Source organism: Mycobacterium sp. SMC-4 (assembly GCF_050205565.1).
Taxonomy (GTDB): Bacteria; Actinomycetota; Actinomycetes; order Mycobacteriales; family Mycobacteriaceae; genus Mycobacterium.
Genome location: NZ_JBNMQU010000013.1, coordinates 152,324 through 170,997, shown reverse-complemented (window position 1 = coordinate 170,997; position 18,674 = coordinate 152,324). Strand labels below are relative to the sequence as shown.

18 protein-coding genes are annotated in these 18,674 nt (G+C 59.8%); 12 read left to right on the top strand and 6 right to left on the bottom strand.

What is annotated here, in order from left to right; all coding sequences use genetic code 11:
• Positions 1–8: 8 nt before the first annotated feature.
• Genes ACQI46_RS21850 through ACQI46_RS21840 form a run of 3 tightly spaced genes read right to left on the bottom strand, consistent with a single transcriptional unit; the run spans position 9 to position 2,620 of the window.
• Positions 9–422, bottom strand: coding sequence for a SufE family protein (locus ACQI46_RS21850; RefSeq protein ID WP_427096137.1), 414 nt, complete (start codon positions 420–422; stop codon positions 9–11).
• Positions 419–1,315 carry a sulfurtransferase gene (locus ACQI46_RS21845; protein WP_427096136.1) on the bottom strand — a complete coding sequence of 299 codons (897 nt, stop codon included), beginning with the start codon at positions 1,313–1,315 and terminating at the stop codon, positions 419–421. Before ACQI46_RS21845 ends, ACQI46_RS21850 begins: the two co-directional genes overlap by 4 nt.
• Positions 1,316–1,324: 9 nt before the next feature.
• Complete coding sequence (locus ACQI46_RS21840; protein WP_427096135.1) at positions 1,325–2,620, bottom strand: acyltransferase family protein; 1,296 nt, start codon at positions 2,618–2,620, stop codon at positions 1,325–1,327.
• A gap of 320 nt (positions 2,621–2,940) precedes the next feature.
• Between ACQI46_RS21840 and ACQI46_RS21835 the strand changes: the two genes are divergently transcribed.
• The gene (locus tag ACQI46_RS21835; protein WP_427096134.1) at positions 2,941–3,174 is read left to right on the top strand and encodes a hypothetical protein; all 234 of its coding nucleotides are present in this window, start codon (positions 2,941–2,943) and stop codon (positions 3,172–3,174) included.
• 245 nt (positions 3,175–3,419) lie between these two features.
• Positions 3,420–3,848, top strand: coding sequence for a hypothetical protein (locus ACQI46_RS21830; protein WP_427096133.1), 429 nt, complete (start codon positions 3,420–3,422; stop codon positions 3,846–3,848).
• 61 nt (positions 3,849–3,909) lie between these two features.
• Here ACQI46_RS21830 and ACQI46_RS21825 read toward each other — a convergent pair whose 3' ends face one another.
• From ACQI46_RS21825 to ACQI46_RS21815, 3 genes are read right to left on the bottom strand one after another with little or no spacing between them, the layout of a single operon-like run.
• Positions 3,910–4,542, bottom strand: coding sequence for a Maf family protein (locus ACQI46_RS21825; protein ID WP_427096132.1), 633 nt, complete (start codon positions 4,540–4,542; stop codon positions 3,910–3,912).
• The gene (locus ACQI46_RS21820; protein WP_427096131.1) at positions 4,539–4,820 is read right to left on the bottom strand and encodes an acyl-CoA carboxylase subunit epsilon; all 282 of its coding nucleotides are present in this window, start codon (positions 4,818–4,820) and stop codon (positions 4,539–4,541) included. Before ACQI46_RS21820 ends, ACQI46_RS21825 begins: the two co-directional genes overlap by 4 nt.
• Before the next feature lie 38 nt (positions 4,821–4,858).
• Entirely contained in the window at positions 4,859–6,484 is a 1,626-nt protein-coding gene (locus tag ACQI46_RS21815) for an acyl-CoA carboxylase subunit beta (protein ID WP_427096130.1), read from the bottom strand.
• Between the two features lie 263 nt (positions 6,485–6,747).
• On the opposite strand from ACQI46_RS21815, the gene ACQI46_RS21810 reads away from it, so the two are divergent.
• The 10 genes from ACQI46_RS21810 (at position 6,748) to ACQI46_RS21765 (ending at position 18,530) form a co-directional block, all read left to right on the top strand.
• Positions 6,748–7,671 (top strand): endonuclease/exonuclease/phosphatase family protein, encoded by a 924-nt coding sequence (locus ACQI46_RS21810; protein ID WP_427096129.1) that lies wholly within the window; start codon positions 6,748–6,750, stop codon positions 7,669–7,671.
• A gap of 219 nt (positions 7,672–7,890) precedes the next feature.
• Positions 7,891–8,319, top strand: a complete 429-nt coding sequence (locus ACQI46_RS21805; protein ID WP_427096128.1) for a hypothetical protein — start codon at positions 7,891–7,893, stop codon at positions 8,317–8,319.
• A gap of 244 nt (positions 8,320–8,563) precedes the next feature.
• Entirely contained in the window at positions 8,564–10,282 is a 1,719-nt protein-coding gene (locus tag ACQI46_RS21800; RefSeq protein WP_427096127.1) for a DUF4012 domain-containing protein, read from the top strand.
• Positions 10,283–10,388: 106 nt separating this feature from the next.
• A complete protein-coding gene (locus tag ACQI46_RS21795; RefSeq protein WP_427096126.1) occupies positions 10,389–11,861 on the top strand; it encodes a polysaccharide biosynthesis tyrosine autokinase in 1,473 nt (490 codons plus the stop codon).
• Positions 11,862–11,950: 89 nt separating this feature from the next.
• Positions 11,951–13,081 carry a glycosyltransferase family 4 protein gene (locus tag ACQI46_RS21790; protein WP_427096125.1) on the top strand — a complete coding sequence of 377 codons (1,131 nt, stop codon included), beginning with the start codon at positions 11,951–11,953 and terminating at the stop codon, positions 13,079–13,081.
• Between the two features lie 25 nt (positions 13,082–13,106).
• Positions 13,107–14,381 (top strand): glycosyltransferase family 4 protein, encoded by a 1,275-nt coding sequence (locus tag ACQI46_RS21785; protein ID WP_427096124.1) that lies wholly within the window; start codon positions 13,107–13,109, stop codon positions 14,379–14,381.
• Complete coding sequence (locus ACQI46_RS21780) at positions 14,378–14,851, top strand: serine O-acetyltransferase (RefSeq protein ID WP_427096123.1); 474 nt, start codon at positions 14,378–14,380, stop codon at positions 14,849–14,851. Before ACQI46_RS21785 ends, ACQI46_RS21780 begins: the two co-directional genes overlap by 4 nt.
• Positions 14,852–14,966: 115 nt before the next feature.
• Positions 14,967–16,091 (top strand): glycosyltransferase, encoded by a 1,125-nt coding sequence (locus tag ACQI46_RS21775; protein ID WP_427096122.1) that lies wholly within the window; start codon positions 14,967–14,969, stop codon positions 16,089–16,091.
• A gap of 115 nt (positions 16,092–16,206) precedes the next feature.
• Positions 16,207–17,514 carry an O-antigen ligase family protein gene (locus tag ACQI46_RS21770; RefSeq protein WP_427096121.1) on the top strand — a complete coding sequence of 436 codons (1,308 nt, stop codon included), beginning with the start codon at positions 16,207–16,209 and terminating at the stop codon, positions 17,512–17,514.
• A gap of 5 nt (positions 17,515–17,519) precedes the next feature.
• Positions 17,520–18,530, top strand: a complete 1,011-nt coding sequence (locus tag ACQI46_RS21765; protein WP_427096120.1) for an NAD-dependent epimerase/dehydratase family protein — start codon at positions 17,520–17,522, stop codon at positions 18,528–18,530.
• The last annotated feature ends 144 nt before the right edge of the window (positions 18,531–18,674 follow it).

Below are 18,674 nucleotides of genomic sequence, written 5' to 3'. Positions count from 1 at the left end.
GCCCGGCGTTACGCCAGGCGCCGTTTGATTCGGGCCAGCATCGCTGACATGCCCCGCAGCCGAAGCGGGCTGATCAGTTTGGCCAGGCCGAGGTCGGTGTAGAAATCGTCGGGCACGGCCAAGATGTCGGCAGCCGACTGCCCGTCCAGTCCGGCGGCCAGGATCGCGGCGAACCCGCGGGTGGTCGGCGCTTCGGCGGGTGCGCTGAAGTACAGCCGGACGCGGTCGCGGTCGGCGGCGTCGACGTGCAGGAACAGCGGCGATTGGCACTCCGGTACCGGTTCCATCGCGGCCTCTTCGAGATCGGCCGGCAGCGGCGGCAATTCGTCGGCGAGCTCGAGCAGTAGGGCGAGCTTGTCCTGGCCTTCGACCTCCTGGAAGTCGGAGACCACTTCGGCCAGGCCGGCCGGCATCACCGTCATGACGTTCCCGGCGCCTGTCCTGGTTCCTCGCCGACGGCGACGGGCACGCGCACGGCGTTGCCCCACTCGGTCCAGGAACCGTCGTAGTTGCGGACGCCGGGCAGGCCCAGCAGGTAGGTCAGCACGAACCAGGTGTGGCTGGAGCGTTCCCCGATCCGGCAGTACACGACAGTCTCGTCGGTTGGCTTCAGGAACCCGTACAGCTCGTCGAGTTCTTGTCGGCTGCGGAACTTTCCGTTGTCCTGTGCGGCCTTGGCCCACGGGATGGACACGGCGGTGGGGATGTGGCCGCCGCGCAGCGCGCCTTCTTCGGGGTAGTCGGGCATGTGGGTGCGTTCGCCGGTGTACTCCTGCGGGGAGCGCACGTCGATCAGCGGCTGCTTGCCGAGGACTTCGAGCACATCGTCTTTGAACGCACGGATGGCGGCGTCGTTGCGTTCCACGACGGGGTAGCCGGTGGTCTGCTTGCTCGGCACGTCCAGGGTGGTGTCGCGGCCGTCGTTGATCCAGAGGCTGCGGCCGCCATCGAGCAGGCGCACGTCGGGGTGGCCGAACAGCGTGAAGACCCACAGTGCGTATGCGGCCCACCAGTTGCTCTTGTCGCCGTAGATCACCACGGTGTCGTCGCGGGAGATGCCCTTGCGGTTCATCAGGTCGGCGAACTGCTCGCCGGTGATGTAGTCGCGCACGTCGGGGTCGTTGAGGTCGGTGTGCCAGTCGATCTTGACCGCGCCCGGGATGTGGCCGGTGTCGTAGAGCAGCACGTCCTCGTCGGACTCGACGATGGCAAGTCCGGGCCGACCGAGGTTGCCCGAGAGCCAGTCGGCGGTGACCAGGCGTTCGGGATGGGCGTACGACTGCAGGGAGGGGCTGGGATCTGGCGGTAGCGGCACATTGTCAGACTACCGCTGCGACGACGACGTTCCCGCCGGTGTGGGGCCGCAGCAGACCGGCTCGGTGTCGGCGCTGTACGCGTCGGGCCGCGCCGCGTAGGCGATCAGGCTCGTGGTGATCAGCACCAGCGCGGCGACGCCGGCGACCTTGGTGGCGCGCTCGACGTGGAACAGCCCGTGGCGCATGTCGCGGCGGACCTGACGGATGGCCTGCGGGCTGGCGTCGCGCAACGGGTTGTCGACGAAGTGGTGCAGCGCGATGGCGAGCCCGAACGACAGCGCCACCACCGCGGCGTCGTAGTAGATGCCCGTCGACATCACGGCCGCCAGGATCACGATGACGGGCCAGTGCACCAGGTACAGCGAGTAGGAGATGTCGCCGACGTAGGTGAACGCGCGGTTGCGCAGCAGCGGCTGGAAGGCGGGTTCGCGGCCGACGCCGGCGGCGATGACCAGCAGCGTGCCGGCGACCGGGAGCAGCGCCCAGGGGGCGGGGAAGCCGGTGGCGTCGCCGAGGGTGAAAGCACTTGCGGCGATGGAAGTTACGCCGGCCCAGGACAGCAGGGGCCGCGCCCAGTCGGGCAGTCGGGTCAATGCTGCGGTGGCGGTCGCGAGGAGGGCACCGGCGCCGAGCTCCCAGATGCGCGCGAACGTCGAGTAGTACGCCATGGCAGGGGAGGCGCCGGCTTGGTAGAGCGCCCACGCCAGCGAGGTAGCGGTGAGAACGGCGACGACCGCGACGGCGGCCACGGTGAACCGGTTCTCGCTCCATTTGCCGCGGACCGCGACGACGGTGATGAGCAGGACGATCAGCGGAAAGACGAACAGGAACTGCTCTTCGATCGACAGCGGCCAGAAGTGCAGCAGGGGTGACACCGACTCGACCGTCTGGCCGGCGAAGTGCCAGTTGGCCAGGAAGAGGAACGCGAACGCGGCGTCGACGCCGACGCGGTCGGCCTGATCGGCGGGGAACACCAGGACCGATGCGGCGAGCGTGAGCATCAGGACCAGGGCCGCGGCCGGAATGATGCGGCGCGCCCGGTCGGCGTAGAAGCGCCGGAGGAAGGGTGCTCCCTCGGCCGCCGCGGAAGTGAGCAGGCTGTGGGTGGCGAAGAATCCGGCCAGGACGAGGAAGACGTCGATGCCGATGAATCCGGCACCCGGGATGTCCCAGAGGTGGTAGCCGAACACCGCGAGCACGGCCACTGCGCGCAGGCCCTTGATGTCGAGTCGATAGTTTGCTCGTTCCGCGCGACGTAGTCGTCGTTCTGACGACAAGCGATATCGCTCCAGCGCAGTGGTCATTACAGGGCCCCCCGACCGATCTTTCAGATGCGTAATTTATTCGCTATTTTCGTCAATCTACGTCAAATCGCAACTGCATGTGCGCTGAATCACCGGGCAATTTGATCTTGATCGGTGGTTGTCGGGCCGACGTGCGAGTGGTCGAACCGTCCCGACGGCAGATCCCGGTGGGATACTGTTGTAAGCACTTTCAGCGCGCTCAGGAGGTTGCGACCATTAGCAAGAAGTTGCTCGCGTCTGTGGCGACGGTCGGTCTGGTGGTCGGAGGGTCCATCGGTCTGGCTGGTCCCGCGACCGCACAGTCGGATCCGGTCTGGGTCATGCCCGATGTTCGGGGCTTGATCCTGCAGCGTGCAGTCAAGGATGTCGCCGCTGTTGCCGCGCCGGTCGAGCTCGACTTCCGGTTCCAGGACAGCAAGGGGGTTCGTGAGGTCATCAACCTCAGCAACTGGACGGTGTGCGCAACGTCGCCGAGTCGGGGCAGCCGAATCAACCCGAAGACCAAGCGGGTCATCATGGCGGTCAAGCGCGCGGCCGACGACACCTGCAGCTAGGTGGTCGGCGCCCGCGAAGCTATGGGTGCCCGATTAACGGTCCCTCCGTTTGGCCGACTGTCACCGGCTCCAGGCCGGCCTGTTCGTAACCTGCTCTGAGCTCAAAAGTGCGGTGTGAAGGCACATTCCACACTTCTTTGTAAGCTGCTGACGCCACGCCGGCGCTATCAATTTGACTTTGCAATTGTTAGCTGACAGTCTTCCGGCGAAAGCTAGGGTACGAAACTTCCGTGGGGGATACATCAATGACTGCCGTCGTCACCAAGCTGCAGGTAGGCGCTGCCGCGCTCGCTGTCGGAGCCGCCGCTGCTTTTACTCCGGTCGCCGCGAACGCTGCGCCCGCTGTGTCGACTCCCGCTGCTCCAGTGCATCAGGTGATCGGTGAACTGCCGCAGGCGCCGGGTGACTTCATGTACTACTCGCGGGTCATCTCGCTGCAGATTGCCGCGTCGAGCATCCGATTCCGTACTGCCGTACTCGATCGCAGGGCCACTCGCCTCGAGGAGTACGCGGCCAAGTATCCCAATACCTGGTTCGGTCGGCAGGCGGCAGCCACCGCAGAGCGTCTTCGCGAGCGTCGCGCCATTTACGGCGGAATCACGTTCAGCGCATGCCATAACGGTAGCGGTATCCAGGTCGGGCCGTACGGAACGGTGACGCGGGACGCCTGCTGACCTCAGCCAGCGACTCGTGAAGTGAGCCTGTACGTCGAATACGACGTGCAGGCTTTACTTTTCAGCCCTTGTTCCATACGTCGATCATCGACAACCCGGCCGCCGCGAGCATGGTGCGCACGAGCGGCAGGCTGATCCCGATGACGTTGGACGGATCGCCTTCGATGCGTTCGACGAGCCAGCCGCCGAGCCCGTCCAGCGTGAACGCTCCGGCGACGTTGACCGGCTCCCCACTGTCGACATAGGCAGTGACCTCGGCCTCGGTGGGTTCGGCGAAATGCACCGTGGTGGAACGGGTGTCGCTGCCGGTATGGGTGATGACGCCGTCTGAGATGCGCAGCAGCGCGTGCCCGGTGAGCAGATGCCCCGAGGCGCCGGCCATCGAACGCCACTGGCGCAGAGCGGCTTCAGCGCTACCGGGCTTCCCGCACAGCTGGTCGTTCAGGTAGAGCATCGAATCGCAGCCGAGCACAACACAATCCGCTGTGACATCGGCAGGGAGTTTCGCCGCCACAGCGACGGCCTTGGCGTTGGCCAGCTTGGCCACAACAGCTTCGGGCGGGGTGTCGGCGTCCAGCCCGTCGATCAACGCGTCCTCGTCGACGTCGGAGACGACGACCAACGGCTGGATGCCGGCCTGCTGAAGAACGCGCAGGCGACCGGTCGACGCCGAGCCCAGGACGAGTTGTGTCACTTGCGCATGTGCATGCGTTCCCAGAGGGTGACGCGTTGCCAGCTGGTGTGGTCGTAGCGGAGTTTGTCGACGGGGTGGCCCCACAGGTTGAGTTCCTGCGGGCCCGGGTCGGCTGCGCCGGTGCCGCCGGCGCAGCCGAGGACGGCGACCAGGGCGGCGACCTCCTCGGTCGACGGGTTGCCCTTGACCACCTGGAAGTGCGGCTCCGGTGGTGGCGGGTCGTCGATGGTCATGTCGCGCGGATCGGAGACCTCGACGATGTCGGCGTCATGGTTCATGAGCGAAAGTCCTTGTCTGCCAGTGCAGTCGGGCCGGATCAGAGCGGGATGTTGCCGTGCTTCTTCGGCGGGGTCTGCACGACCTTGCGCTCGAGCAGTTTCAGCGCGGTGGCGACGTAGCCGCGGGTGTGCGAGGGCGGGATGACCGCATCGACGTAGCCGCGTTCGGCGGCGATGTACGGGTTGACCAGGGTGTCCTCGTACTCCTGCTGCAGCTGCAGGCGCAACGCGTCGACGTCCTCGCCGCGCTCGGCGGCCTCTTTGAGTTGTTTGCGGTAGACGAAGCCCACCGCGCCCGAGGCGCCCATCACGGCGATCTGGGCGGTCGGCCAGGCCACCACCACGTCGGCACCCATGTCCTTAGAGCCCATCACGCAGTAGGCGCCGCCGTAGGACTTGCGGGTGATGACCGTGATCTTGGCGACAGTGGCCTCGCCGTAGGCGTAGAGCAGCTTGGCGCCGCGGCGGATGATGCCGTTGTATTCCTGGTCGGTGCCGGGCAGGAACCCCGGGACGTCGACCAGCAGCACGATCGGGATGTTGAAGCAGTCGCAGGTGCGGATGAACCGGGCGGCCTTCTCCGAGGCGTTGATGTCCAGGCAGCCGGCGAACTGGGTGGGCTGGTTGGCCACGATGCCGACCGGGCGGCCGTCGACGCGGCCGAAGCCGACGACGATGTTGCCCGCGTAGCCGGCTTGGACCTCGAGGAACTCGTCGTCGTCGAGGATGCGGGTGATGACTTCGTGCATGTCGTAGGGCTGGTTCGGCGAATCCGGGATCAGCGTGTCGAGTTCGAGGTCTTCGTCGGTGACGCTGTCCTCGATCGGGCCGACCGGTGGAGCCGGGTAGCGCGGCGGCTCGGCGTAGTTGTTCGGCGGCAGGTAGCTCAGCAGGTCACGGACATAGTCCAGGGCATCCTGTTCGCCGGAGGCGACGTAGTGCACGGTGCCGGATTTGGCCATGTGGGTGTGGGCGCCGCCGAGTTCTTCCATGGTGACGTCTTCACCGGTGACGGTCTTGATGACGTCGGGGCCGGTGATGAACATCTGGCTGGTCTGGTCGACCATGATGACGAAGTCGGTCAGGGCGGGGGAGTAGACGTGCCCGCCGGCCGCGGCGCCCATGATCAGCGAGATCTGCGGGATGACCCCGGAGGCCTTGATGTTGTTGTGAAAGATGCGGCTGTAGAGGCCCAGGGAGACCACGCCTTCCTGGATGCGGGCGCCGGCACCGTCGTTGATGCCGATCAAAGGGCGGCCGGTTTTGATGGCCAGCTCTTGAACCTTGACGATCTTCTCGCCGTAGACCTCGCCGAGGCTGCCGCCGAACACGGTGGCGTCCTGGCTGAACACACACACGTCGCGGCCGTCGATGGTGCCGTAACCGGTGACCACACCGTCGCCGGTCGGCCGGTTGGCCTCCAGCCCGAAGTTCTTGCTGCGGTGCTTGGCCAGCGCGTCGAGCTCGACGAAGGAATCCTCATCCAGCAGCGCCAGAATGCGCTCACGCGCAGTGAGCTTGCCCTTGGCGTGCACCTTTTCCACGGCGGCTTCACCGACCGGGTGCTGCGCCTCCTCGGCGCGCTTGCGCAGATCGGCAAGCTTGCCCGCGGTGGTGTGGATATCGATCTCGTGCTCGGCGGAAGGCTCAGTCACGCTGGTCATGAGAAACGATGCTAACGGCGCGAGTCTCAGACGTCGCGGCCGACCCTTACTAGTCCCTTAAGAAGTTCTCGGCCGGCGGCGATATCGGCGCCCAGCGACAGGGCGTGATGGTTGGTAGCCTGCGAACGACCACAGGGCGTCACCAGGGGAGGACTCGCCTTATCGCTGTCAGGCATCGCAGGCCGAGGGGTCGGCTTCGCACCTGGCTTCCCGTCGTCGCGCTGGGTTATACGGTCCTCACCTCGGTCCTGCGGCAGTTGCCGTTGACCAACAACATCTCGTTGCTCATTGCTGTCAGCGCGCCGTACGCCGTGCTTGTCGCAGTCGCGGCCCTAGTAACTGCGGTCCTGGGACGGCGGGCCGTGTTGTCACTCGTAGCGGTAGTGGTAGTTGCGACAAGCCTTGGCGTGCAACTGAATTGGTACTACGGCAACAGGGTCGCGCCGCCGGATGAAGGCGTTGAAATCCGCGTCCTGTCGGCGAACCTTCGCAAAGGGCAGGCGGACGTGCACTCGGTCGCGGATCTCGCGCGCTCGAGCGCCGACGTCATCACGCTGTCGGAGTTGACCCCGGAATGGGTGCGGCAGTTCTATGCCGCCGGAATGCGCGAGGTGTTCCCGCACTCGGTGCTGTTGCCGACGCCCGAGGCGGGAGGGATAGGCATTTGGAGTCGGTATCCGGTCGATGTCGTAACGCCGCTCAAGGGTCAGAGTACGGTCGCCGCGCGCGTGCGCGTACCTGACTTGCCAAACGGCGTCGTAGTGGCCGCAGTGCATGTGATAAATCCGTTGACGTTCTATGGGAAGGCGTTCGACGAGTGGCAGATCGGTATAGCCGGGGTCAAGACAAGGATGACTGAGCTGGCCGAGAATGCCGGTGGGGATGCGGTAATCGTTGCGGGCGACTTCAACAGCACTCCCGACATGCCCCAATTCAGAAACTTGCTGAGCGGTGATTTCGTCAGCGCCGTCTCTCAGAGTGGGTCCGGCTGGACTCCGACTTTCCCCTCAGCTCGATGGTCACCGCCCCTCATCGCGATCGATCACATCCTTCTCCGCCATGCGCGCGCGACGTCGGTCGAGGCGGTCGCCATACGGCGAAGCGATCATCGCGCACTTTTAGCCACTGTTGTAGCGCCCATCACACCATCGAAGTCCACGGAAAATGGGCGGCCCGGACTTACTTAGCAAACTCCTTGACGCAATTAAGAAATACCGCCTGAGCAGATCTCGACGTGACTCGGACGAAGCCGAACGGATACGGCTGCGTGAGCGGAGGTGCAGGTCGCCCCCGCTTCCAGGGCGCCATCACGACTTTGGATCGCGATGGCGTTTCGGTTGACACGGCTAACTGATTCTGGGAAGCTTCCAGCAACACCGAGGGATACCGACCTATTGGGGGGACCAATGAACACCATCGCAACGAAATTCAAGGTTGGCACCGCCGCGGCCGCCATGGCGGCGAGCGCTGTGATCGCGCCGGTCGCAGCGAGCGCGGCTCCCGCCGTGCAGGTGCCTGCCGCGCCAGTGCAGCAGGTCGCGGGCGGAGTCGCCCAGGCTCCAGGGGATTTCATCTGGTTCTTCCAGGTGAGCTCGGTGCAGATCGCCGGCGCATTGACCCGGACCGCGACGTACTGGACCGATGTCACGATTATGAACTACCAGCGGCTGCTCGAGGCAAATCCGAACTCGATCTTTGCACCATTCTTCGAGCGTCGTCTCGAGCAGTTGGCTAGCCAGCGGGCCAACTTCGGCGAACTGTCGTTCAGTGTCTGCCGTAACGGCGAGGGCGTGTCCGCAGGTCCCTACGGGACGGTAACGCGGGGCTCCTGCTAGAGCTGCCGGCAACTGGATAATCAAGTCATCAACAGATAGTGCTGAAGCCTGCACGTCACGCTTAGTGACGTGCAGGCTTCGTCTATTCATAGGAAAACTCTGAGTGCGATTTCTTCCGCGACGTCGAACTGATCGAAATTCTGACGCCTATAACGGCGACGACACAGGACCGCACTACGATGCCGACGACCGTGGACGGCTACCCGCCTTCATCCGAAGTCGCGGATTCGTCTGGGCGAGTGCGATGCTGGTCCTTCTCGTGCTGGGGTTGGGCTGCTGGGTCGCCGTCGGTGGACTGCAGGCCAGGTCCAGCCTTGAGCAAGCACGCAGCAGTGCCCAAAAGGCGAAAGACTCACTCCTCGACGGAGATACGAAAGCTGCGTCCAACTCAGCCGACGAAGCGGTTGCGCACGCGAAGAATGCCCGCGACGACACCCACACGCTGGCATGGAACATGGTTGCCGCAGTGCCTTGGCTCGGCAGCCCTTTCCAGACGGGGCAGGAAGTTACAGAGGTCGTCCTTGGTCTCGCGTCGGATGTTCTTAGGCCGGCAGCCGATGTCGGTCTTGCCATCGCTCCTGATCGTCTTTACCGAGATGGTCGAGTGGACGTCGAACTACTTCGCAGCCAGGAAACGCAACTCGCCGAGCTGTCGACTCATGCCAAACGCCTCAACGGCGATGCCGGCGCGATCACCGATCCCCGCTATGTGTCCCTCATGAACGATGCTCGTTCTGAACTTCAGAGCCAAATCGCAAGTGTCACCTCGATCATCGAGAATGCCGCGCTCGCAGCGCGTTTGGTCCCGTCAATGATGGGAGCGGACGGGCCGCGCAGCTACTTCATGGGCTTTCAAACCAATGCCGAAGCCCGTGGAACCGGCGGACTGCTCGGAGGGTACGGGATCCTGCGGTTCGACAACGGTGTGCCCACCGTCGACACCCTAGCTCCGAACACCGACCTTACTGGCGCAGTCGCTCCTATCGAACTGGGGCTCGAATTTGATCAACAATATGGGTACGCGCAACCATTCACCGATTTCCGCAACAGTAATTTGAGCCCGCACTTTCCGTACGCCGCCCAGATTTGGAAGGGCATGTGGCTCGAGCAGACCGGTATGAACGTGGACGGCGTGATTGCGATTGACCCAGTCGCATTGAGCTATATCCTCGGAGCTATCGGACCCATCACCATGCCGGACGGCGAGGTTGTCTCACGCGATAACGTCGTCGAGCTTACGGAGTCGACTGCATATCTCCGATTCCCGGACGATCAGCCGGCGAGGAAGCAATATTTGCAGGACATCGCGAACGCCGTTGTCGGGAAGATGACGGGAACTGTCAGGTCACCCCGGCACCTGTTGGATGCCCTCGGTCAAGGTGTTGGCGAACGGCGAATTGCCATCTGGAGTGCGAACCCCGAAGAGCAGAAGCTTCTTGAAGAGACTCCGCTTGCCCATATCCTTCCAAGCGATGACGCGCCGTACGCTGCGGTCGTAATTAATAACCTGGGTGGAAACAAACTCGACTACTACCTCGAAACACAGATCGAGTACGCGGCCGACGAATGTCGTGGCGAGACGCGCGCGTCTACAGTGAATGTGAAACTGACAAACACCGTGCCCGATGAGCCGCTGCCCGACTATGTAGCAGCCGCCGCGGGCCTGTCGCCCGAGCTACTCATTAGAGTGCCTAATGGTACGAATATCGCGTCGGTGCGTCTTTTTGCCACCAAAGGCGCAGAGTTGTCGAGCGCCATACTCAACGGCGAGCGGGTGCCGGCGATACTCAATACCGAACGCGGTCATCCAGTCTTTGAGGTGCAGGTGATTATTCCTCCAGGTCAGTACGCCGATATCAATTATCAGCTCTCCGAGCCCACGACGCCAGGTAAACCGCGAGTACCTACTCAGCCTCTGGTCGAGAACGTTGAGCCTGAAGTGTCGGTGCCCGAATGCAAATGATTAAGACGGGGCTTCGAGGGTATGCCGATATACCCAAGATTAAACTCGGGAATTGTTGGTCGACCAGTGTGCCCGGGCATTTCCAACATGCAGAGGAGGCGTCGCCTTGACTTTGCAGGACTTTCTGAGAACATTACGCGCGCGTTGGGTGTACATAACTGTCGTAGCTCTGCTTGGTTTGCTCGGTGCGGTAGGTCTCTCGTTGCTGACAACGCCCCTCTACCAAGCGTCAACTCGACTTTTTGTATCGACGACCTCCGGTGCGACGCTGTCGGACATGTACCAAGGCAATCGTTTGTCCCAAGAACGCGTGGTTTCTTATGCTCAATTATTAACGGGGCAAACGTTGGCCCAGCGCACTGTGGACAAGCTCGGGCTCGATATTAGTGCCTCTGAACTGCAGGAGAACATTAAGGCCGGCGTAAAACCCGATACCGTATTGATAGACGTTCATGTAATGGATGAGTCACCAGTTCGGGCTAGAGATATCGCCAACACTCTCTCAGAGGAGTTCGTTGGGTTGGTACGCGAGCTCGAAACGCCCCCTGATTCAGGCGCGCGTGCCGACGCTCGGGTTGTGGTTGAACAGAGAGCGTCCATTCCAGAGAGTCCGGTAGTGCCGAAGACGACCCGAAACATCGCTGCGGGGCTTGGTCTGGGCTTATTGGTTGGCGTCGGGACCGCCATGCTTCGTGACGCTCTTGACAATACAGTCAAGAGCAGAGAGACGCTTGAGGAGATAACTGGCGTCGGTCTGGTCGGGAGTATTCCACTAGACAAGGAGCGACGCAGCGAAGCTGCCATCGAGTTCGAAAGTGATAATTCGGCGATTGCCGAAGCTTTTCGTAAGCTCCGTACAAACTTGCAGTTCCTCGCAGTCGATAATCCCCCACGCGTCATTGTTCTAACAAGTTCCATGCCGAGCGAAGGGAAATCAACTACCGCTATTAATATCGCCTTGGCCCTGGCCGAAGGTGACAATAACGTCGTGCTAGTCGACGGCGACATGCGACGCCCAGCTTTGGCCAAGTATCTTGATCTGGTCGGCCCCGTCGGTTTCAGTACGGTACTCAGTGGTCGTGCGTCGCTCGACGACGCACTGCAGAAGACACGGTTCGCCGGATTGACTGTTCTAACGTCAGGGACTACGCCACCGAACCCGAGTGAACTGCTCGGCTCACAATCCGCTAGGAAGCTGCTAGCGGACCTGCGATCACGATTTGACTATGTCATCGTCGACTCCACTCCGCTGCTTGCTGTTACGGATGCTGCGATCTTGGCGGCAGGATCAGATGCTGTATTGATCATGACTCGCTTCGGAGTAACGAAACGAGACCAACTGACACACGCGGTCGGAAGTCTTGAGAGTGTCGGTGCACCGCTGCTAGGTGCTGTCCTTACGATGACGCCCCTCCGCGGCCGCTCGACGTACAGTTATAACTACAGCTACTACGGCAATGATGCGCCTCAACGCGCGTCTCGGCGACCGCGAACGCCCGCTGACACCGACGCATCCAACCGTGGCGCGGTGCAGAGGCCAGTGTCGGATCACGAAGTGTCACGTCCGTCAGATAGTTGACTACACCGCGGATTGTTTCGGTAACTGATGTGAGACCGGGGGGTTTTGGTATCGCGCTCGACTCGAACACACCACTACGCATAGGGTTCTTGTCGCCGGTTTCGTTCTTCAAAGGCGGTGCCGAGCGTTCACTGTTCGACCTCATGGAGAACCCCTCGGTTCATCCTGTCCTTTTCGTCACAGAGGAAGGACCTCTGTCCGAGGCTGCGACACAACGCGGAATCGAAACGTGCATCGTGCCGTTCGGTAGGGTCTCAGCAATCCGCCGCCCCTTCAGGGTGACGAGTGCATTTCCCGTGTTGTCTGACTGGATACGAGCGGCGCGGCTGCTGGCTCGGGTGTCAGCTGACCACGGGGTTGTGCTCGTCCATAGCAACGGTCTGAAGGCACACGCCGTTGCCATCCTTTCGTCGCGCCTGGGCGGCCCACCCGTCGTTTCTCACATTCGCGACATCGGTTATACGGGCGTAGAACATAGAGTCTGGCGAGGGTTGGCTCGATTCTCGGCGCAGACGATCTTAGTTAGTCGCGCGTGCTGGCCGGACATGCATCTGCCCGAGAATGTCACGGTGATATTCAACAGCGTCGGCAGCATGGATGTTCAGGCGCAACCGCCAAAGAGCCTCAAGCAAGAGACGGTCATTGGAATCTGTGGTCGTATACATCCAAATAAGGGGATTCACCTCGCCCTTGACTGGGTCGCTGCGGCGCGCGAACGAGGGTACGAACTGAAGCTCATTATCCGAGGTGCTGCTGCGCCCGAAGATGCTGAATACGAGCAACTGCTCCAGACCCAGATTCAAAAATTGAATCTGAGTGAGCATGTAAAATTCGACGGATTCCGAGATGAACTCGTGGAGATATACGCCGGCCTCGACGCAGTCTTGGTGCCGTCGGTAATCCCAGACCCGCTGCCGCGTTCGGTGATGGAGGCATTCGCACTGGGGCTCCCCGTCATTGGTTATCCAGCCGGGGGCATTGTCGAAATGATCGAACCGGGAAAGAATGGTTGGTTAGCCGATTCAAGTGACGCCTTCTGTAGCGCAGTCGGTAATATCTGCGCACTAGGACCCGACGGGTTGGCTCTGTTGAAGGCTAGGACTTCCGCCACAGTCCAGCAGCGCTTCAGTCGCACGCGAATGTTTGCCCAGTTGAACGCAGTGTACCGGCGAGCCCTGGGATTTAGCGCTGACATCTCGAGTGATTCGAGGACTCGTTGAGTAGCTCAGATTGGAGTCGGCGGCTGTGATCCCTAAGCGAATTCTCTTTGTCATCCGTTCGTATAGTCCGGACCAAGTGGGAGGCGGCGCTAAATCGGTTCAGACTCTAGCTGAAGGTCTCGCGGCCCGCGGCCATGACGTTCACGTGTTGAGACTCGCGCCTAGAGGTGAGGAGAGCGATTATTTGAAGCGTGCGGAAGAGGCGGGCGTCGCAGGGCCCGGCAAACCCCAGCTTCACATCGCGCCGCTGCGAAATATCCACTGGCCCTTCGGCAAAGAGGAGCATACGAAGGCGTCAAAATTACTATGGCACGCAATCGACATGCATAACCCATGGGCGGCGCTCGACGTAAGGCGCCTCCTCAGAGAAATAAAACCGGATATCGTTAATACAAGTATCATCGACGGGTTTTCGCCGTCTATTTGGCGAGAGATTCAGCGAAGCGGCGCCAAGCTAATCCACACAATGCGGGATTACTACCTGATATGCGCACGTTCGAGTATGTATCGCAATGGTCGGAATTGCGATAGTCTTTGTGGATCCTGCAAAGTGATTCGCACAATAAACCGGCGTCGTTTGCGCCAGGCCGATTTGCTATTGGCTAATAGCGGTTTCGTCGCCGACACGCACAAGCGTTTTGCGGGATTGCCGGCCGATTTGCGCACTGCAGTGCAGTGGAATGTGAATGAGCGACCCATCGTCACGGATATCCGCAGTTTGTGGAGCGAGTCCATTGTTTTCGGATACATTGGCCGCTTAGCGCCGACAAAGGGTGTCGATATACTGTTGGACGCAGTTACCCAGATGCCTGCTGACGGTCGAAACTGGTCGCTACTAATAGCGGGCGATGGACCGTCGGCCTATGTTGAGAAGCTGAAGGCTTCAGCAGAGGCTCTTCCTAATGTGAAGTTTTTGGGATGGACGGCGCCCGAGGAATTCTATGCTCAGATCGACGTGCTCGTCTGTCCTTCTGTTTACAACGAACCCCTGCCGCGCGTAATTTATGAAGCATACGGCTTCGCCATTCCCGTAATCGCATCGCGAGTTGGCGGCCATCCGGAGATCGTGACGGACGGAGACTCGGGCAGGTTATACAAAGGAGACGATTCCCGCTGCCTAGCGGAGTGTATGCAGACGTTCCGCAACATGCCCCACCACGGTTATCAGGAATACAGCGCCGGTGCGTTATTACACGGGCAGAAGTTCACGCCCGCAGCAGTACTCGATAGCTTCGAAGATCACATGGCGGCCCTCTTTGCTCGACCGGAAGACGTGCCGGAAGGGGGGCGGAGAAAATGACTGTTCAGGTAGATTTGCCAGTAGGACGGCTCAGTGCGAGCAACGCGATATTGCTCAAATGGCGCCTAATGACATGGTTGTGGGGCCGCGGTCCCTACGCTAGTTTCGTTGCTCGCGTTATCCGCGGACACATCCGGCGCACTTACGGTTGCTACCTTTCTCCAGCTAGCAAGGTCGGACGGGCAGTCTACCTACCGCACCCGGTCGGCGTCGTAGTGGGAGACAATGCAACGATCTGCGATGGAGTAACGATATACCAGCATGTAACGATCGGACAGGCACAGGAGGCCGGCTTGTGTCCGCGGATCGGTCGTGGTGCCAAAATTTTTGCAGGGGCCGTTCTCATAGGCGACATCGTGATCGGTGACGGTGCGGTGATAGGCGCAAATGCGGTTGTCCGGTCATCTGTGCCGCCAAATGAAGTCGCGGTCGGGGTACCGGCGCGCGTTGTCGGTCGCAGTCGGCAGTAGAGGGGCTGGCTCTGTGAACAAGCAATATAGCGCGTGCCTTCAAGATGGCTTAGAAGAGATATCAGAATCACGCGCGACATACCCGATTAATACGCGTTGAAGAGGATCCGCAGTAATGACAAGTTTCGCGACGCAGTCCGAAGTCGCTATTGCTCATGACTATCTCACACAACGCGGCGGGGCGGAAAAGGTAGTACTTGCTCTGGCCAGAGCATTCCCGGGAGCGCCGATATATACGACGCTGTACAATCCTGGAAGTACGTATCCAGATTTTGCGGGTTGTACGATCCGGGTCTCGTGGCTCAATAGCGTGCCAATTCTACGCAAGTTCCACCGGGCCGCGCTGCCGTTCTTGGCGATCGCATCGAGTATGGTGAAAATCGAAGCGCGTGTCACGCTCGTGAGCAGCAGTGGCTGGGCGCATGGATTTCGCAGTCGTGGTCCGAAGATTGTGTACTGTTATTCGCCTGCCCGCTGGCTCTATCAGCGAGAAGCTTATCTCGGTGACCGGCGCCAAATACTTAAACGTATGGCGCTGCGAGTGCTCGAACCCGCATTGAAGCGCTGGGACAGGCGATCTGCGTCCTCGGCCTACAAGTATTTCGCAATATCCACCGTGGTACGTCAGCGAATACAAGAAGCGTACGGCATAGAGGCGGAAGTGCTTCCGGCGCCGCACTCTATTGATACAACGCAACCACAGGAGCCCGTCGACATTTCCGAGTTGCCCCGCGCGGCGGAGGACGGGTACTACCTGTGCATTTCGCGCCTGCTCCCTTATAAGAATGTAGACGTTGTCATGGACGCCGTAAGTTCGTTACAACTACCACTCATAATCGTAGGAACCGGGCCGGAAGAGCGCCGGCTCCAGCAGAAAGCTGGACGGGCGGTGTTGATGTTGAAGAATCTCACTGATGGTCAAATGCGCTGGCTATACGCCAACTGCAACGCAGTGATATCGGCCAGCTATGAAGATTTTGGTCTGACACCCATAGAGGCGGCTGCCTTTGGAAAGCCCTCTATTGTTCTTCGGTGGGGGGGATTCTTGGACACTGTCCGTGAAGGAGTGACTGGCACATATTTCGATAAACCGACCGTCCCCCTGATACGCGAAGCTGTCCTTGTAAGCCGAGAAAGAACGTGGGATGATGCCCTACTTGTGGAGCACGCCAAAGGCTTCTCGGAGGAGCGATTTGTGCGGCGTTTGAAAGAAGAGATGCAAAAGGCGGCAGGCGCTTAATGATTGAAGTCGACAAATGACTGAAATATGGCGCGATACGACGGACAGACGGGCCGACGGTACGGCCGCGAAGCCAGACGTTAACGCAGTGACAAGCGGTCGCCACAGGTACTCCGTGCCGGATCTGCTCATATTGGTCGCTGTCGGCGCGTTGTGGTTTCCAACAGTGGATTTTCGCATCGGTCCGGCATCTTTGAATCTCTGCGAACTCGCCCTAATGGCGGCTGCACCATCGCTACTGTCCTCCACAGTATTACGACAGAATTTTGCGCCTAAGGCGGCCCTAGTGGTGGGCGGATTTACTGTCATGACTGTGTTATCGGGACTCCAGATCCTCTATGTCACGGATGCAACAGGAACACTCGGGGTGCTTATAAAGTTTGCACTCAGCGCGATTTTCGTATTACTTCTTCTGAGTAGTAGGCAGCGCGAGGCGATAACGCGCCAGGCAATCAGAGTCTTTTGCTGGGCGGGATTCGCTTCATTGCTCGTATCAAATCTCGACTATTTTTTCGACGTCCTTGGCGGCGTAACGTATGCCCAAGTTGGCGATCGGCGCTCCATGGGATTTTTCGAGCATGCAAACCAATACGCTATTTGGATAATCAGCTTGGTTCCTCTAGTGCTTCTGGTCTCTCGAAACATTGTCTTTGCAAGTCTGGCACTACTGAACATCGGCCTAGCCCTTGTCGTTACCGGCTCGAAGTTTAATCTCGCGCTCGTGTTCGTAATTGCGTGGTTCGCGCTCGGTCTGCGCGCCAGGCTTAGGCTTTCTATATTGATACCGGCGGCTATTCCCGTATTTGCCTTCGCATACGCGAGCGTGATGAACACCGTGATAAACATCATGAGATTGGTGAATCCCGAATACGCCGAGAAGGTCCAAGTCGCGATTGAGGATCCCCTAAATGCATACTCGGTAGTCGATCGCCTCGCTTTGTGGCAGAGCGCTGTGGACCATGCGGCGGAAAGTCCGGTCATCGGAATTGGCGGTGGACAAGCCTATACAGTGCTTACTTATCCGCACGCTCACAATATTGTGCTCCAGTACTTGTTAACCTACGGAGTGCTGGGCGCTGTGGTAATACTGCTATTGTTTTGCGTTGCGTTCGCGGCTTCAGTCGAGGGCAAGCCGGCTGATACAGACAGCTATCGCGCTAAGCACGCTCTGACCCTATCCTTAACCTCACTATTCATTTCTAATCAATTTAGTGACTCCATGGCATCTCAGCAAATTCTGCTATTCGGAATCATCGTAGGGATTCTTCTCGCTTTGAATCGAACGAGATGCTCCGGCGATCGGGAGCGCACGTCGAGCGTCTCCACTGCCAAGACTAGGCGATCATATCGTACGTTTGATACGAACGCGAGCGCGGGTTCGAGTCAATTGATGCGACGTCGGTACGCACTGCAAAATAGGTAGGGTATATGTCTAGAAAAGTTGCTTTAGTCACGGGATCCGCAGGTTTCATCGGATTTCATGTCTGCAAGGAGTTGCTTACAAGGGGATATCGGGTTGTCGGTCTAGACGCATTGACCGACTACTACGATGTCAATTTGAAGCTAGGGCGCCAGGCGATTCTGTTGGAGAACGACTCATTTACTGCCCTGAATAATCGGTTAGAAGAGAAAGACCTCTTATCCGACGTTTTTGCTGCGGAAGAACCGGATATCGTGGTGCACTTGGCCGCCCAGGCTGGCGTAAGATATTCGATCGAATCCCCAAGAACCTACCTCGAGAGCAATATCATAGGGACTTTTGAGCTTCTTGAGGCTGCGCGATTGCATCCGCCTCAGCACATGCTCCTTGCCTCGACATCGTCTGCATATGGCGCCAGTAAGGACATGCCGTACGTCGAGTCGGCCCGCGCTGACCACCAGATGTCCTTCTACGCTGCCACGAAGAAGGCGACCGAAAATCTCGCGCATTCATACGCACATCTTTTTGGTCTACCGATTACAGTTTTTCGATTTTTTACCGTGTACGGACCTTGGGGCCGGCCCGATATGGCCCTATTTAAATTCACCCAAGCGGTCCTGGATGGCCTGCCGATCGATGTCTACAATTATGGTGATATGAAGCGGGATTTCACCTACATAGACGATGTCGTACGTGCAATTGCGTTGCTGATGGAGTGTGTGCCTTCTCATTCTGGAGAACGCGTTAGCGGTGATAGCCTTTCGCCGGTTGCGCCGTACCGCCTAGTGAATATCGGAAATTCGGAGCCTGTCCAACTCACTGAATTTATTCGCGCGATTGAGCAAGCTACCGCTATGCCGGCTATAAGCAATCTCATGCCGATGCAAGCTGGGGACGTGCCAGCGACGTGGGCTGACACTACTCTTCTAAGTGCTCTGACAGGCTACCGCCCTGCAACGAATATTACTGACGGTGTAGCGAAATTCGTAGATTGGTATCGGGATTTCTACAACTGTTAGGTATTAGGGGAACCTAGATGAAACCTTGCTCGCCTCCGACATGCCACTAGTGGGATGGATAGCAATTATTCGGACATGCGGTACTGCGCGTAGCGAGCTGGATCGTGGCCGGAACGTACTTCAAAGTTGCGGTAGTTCCTTTAC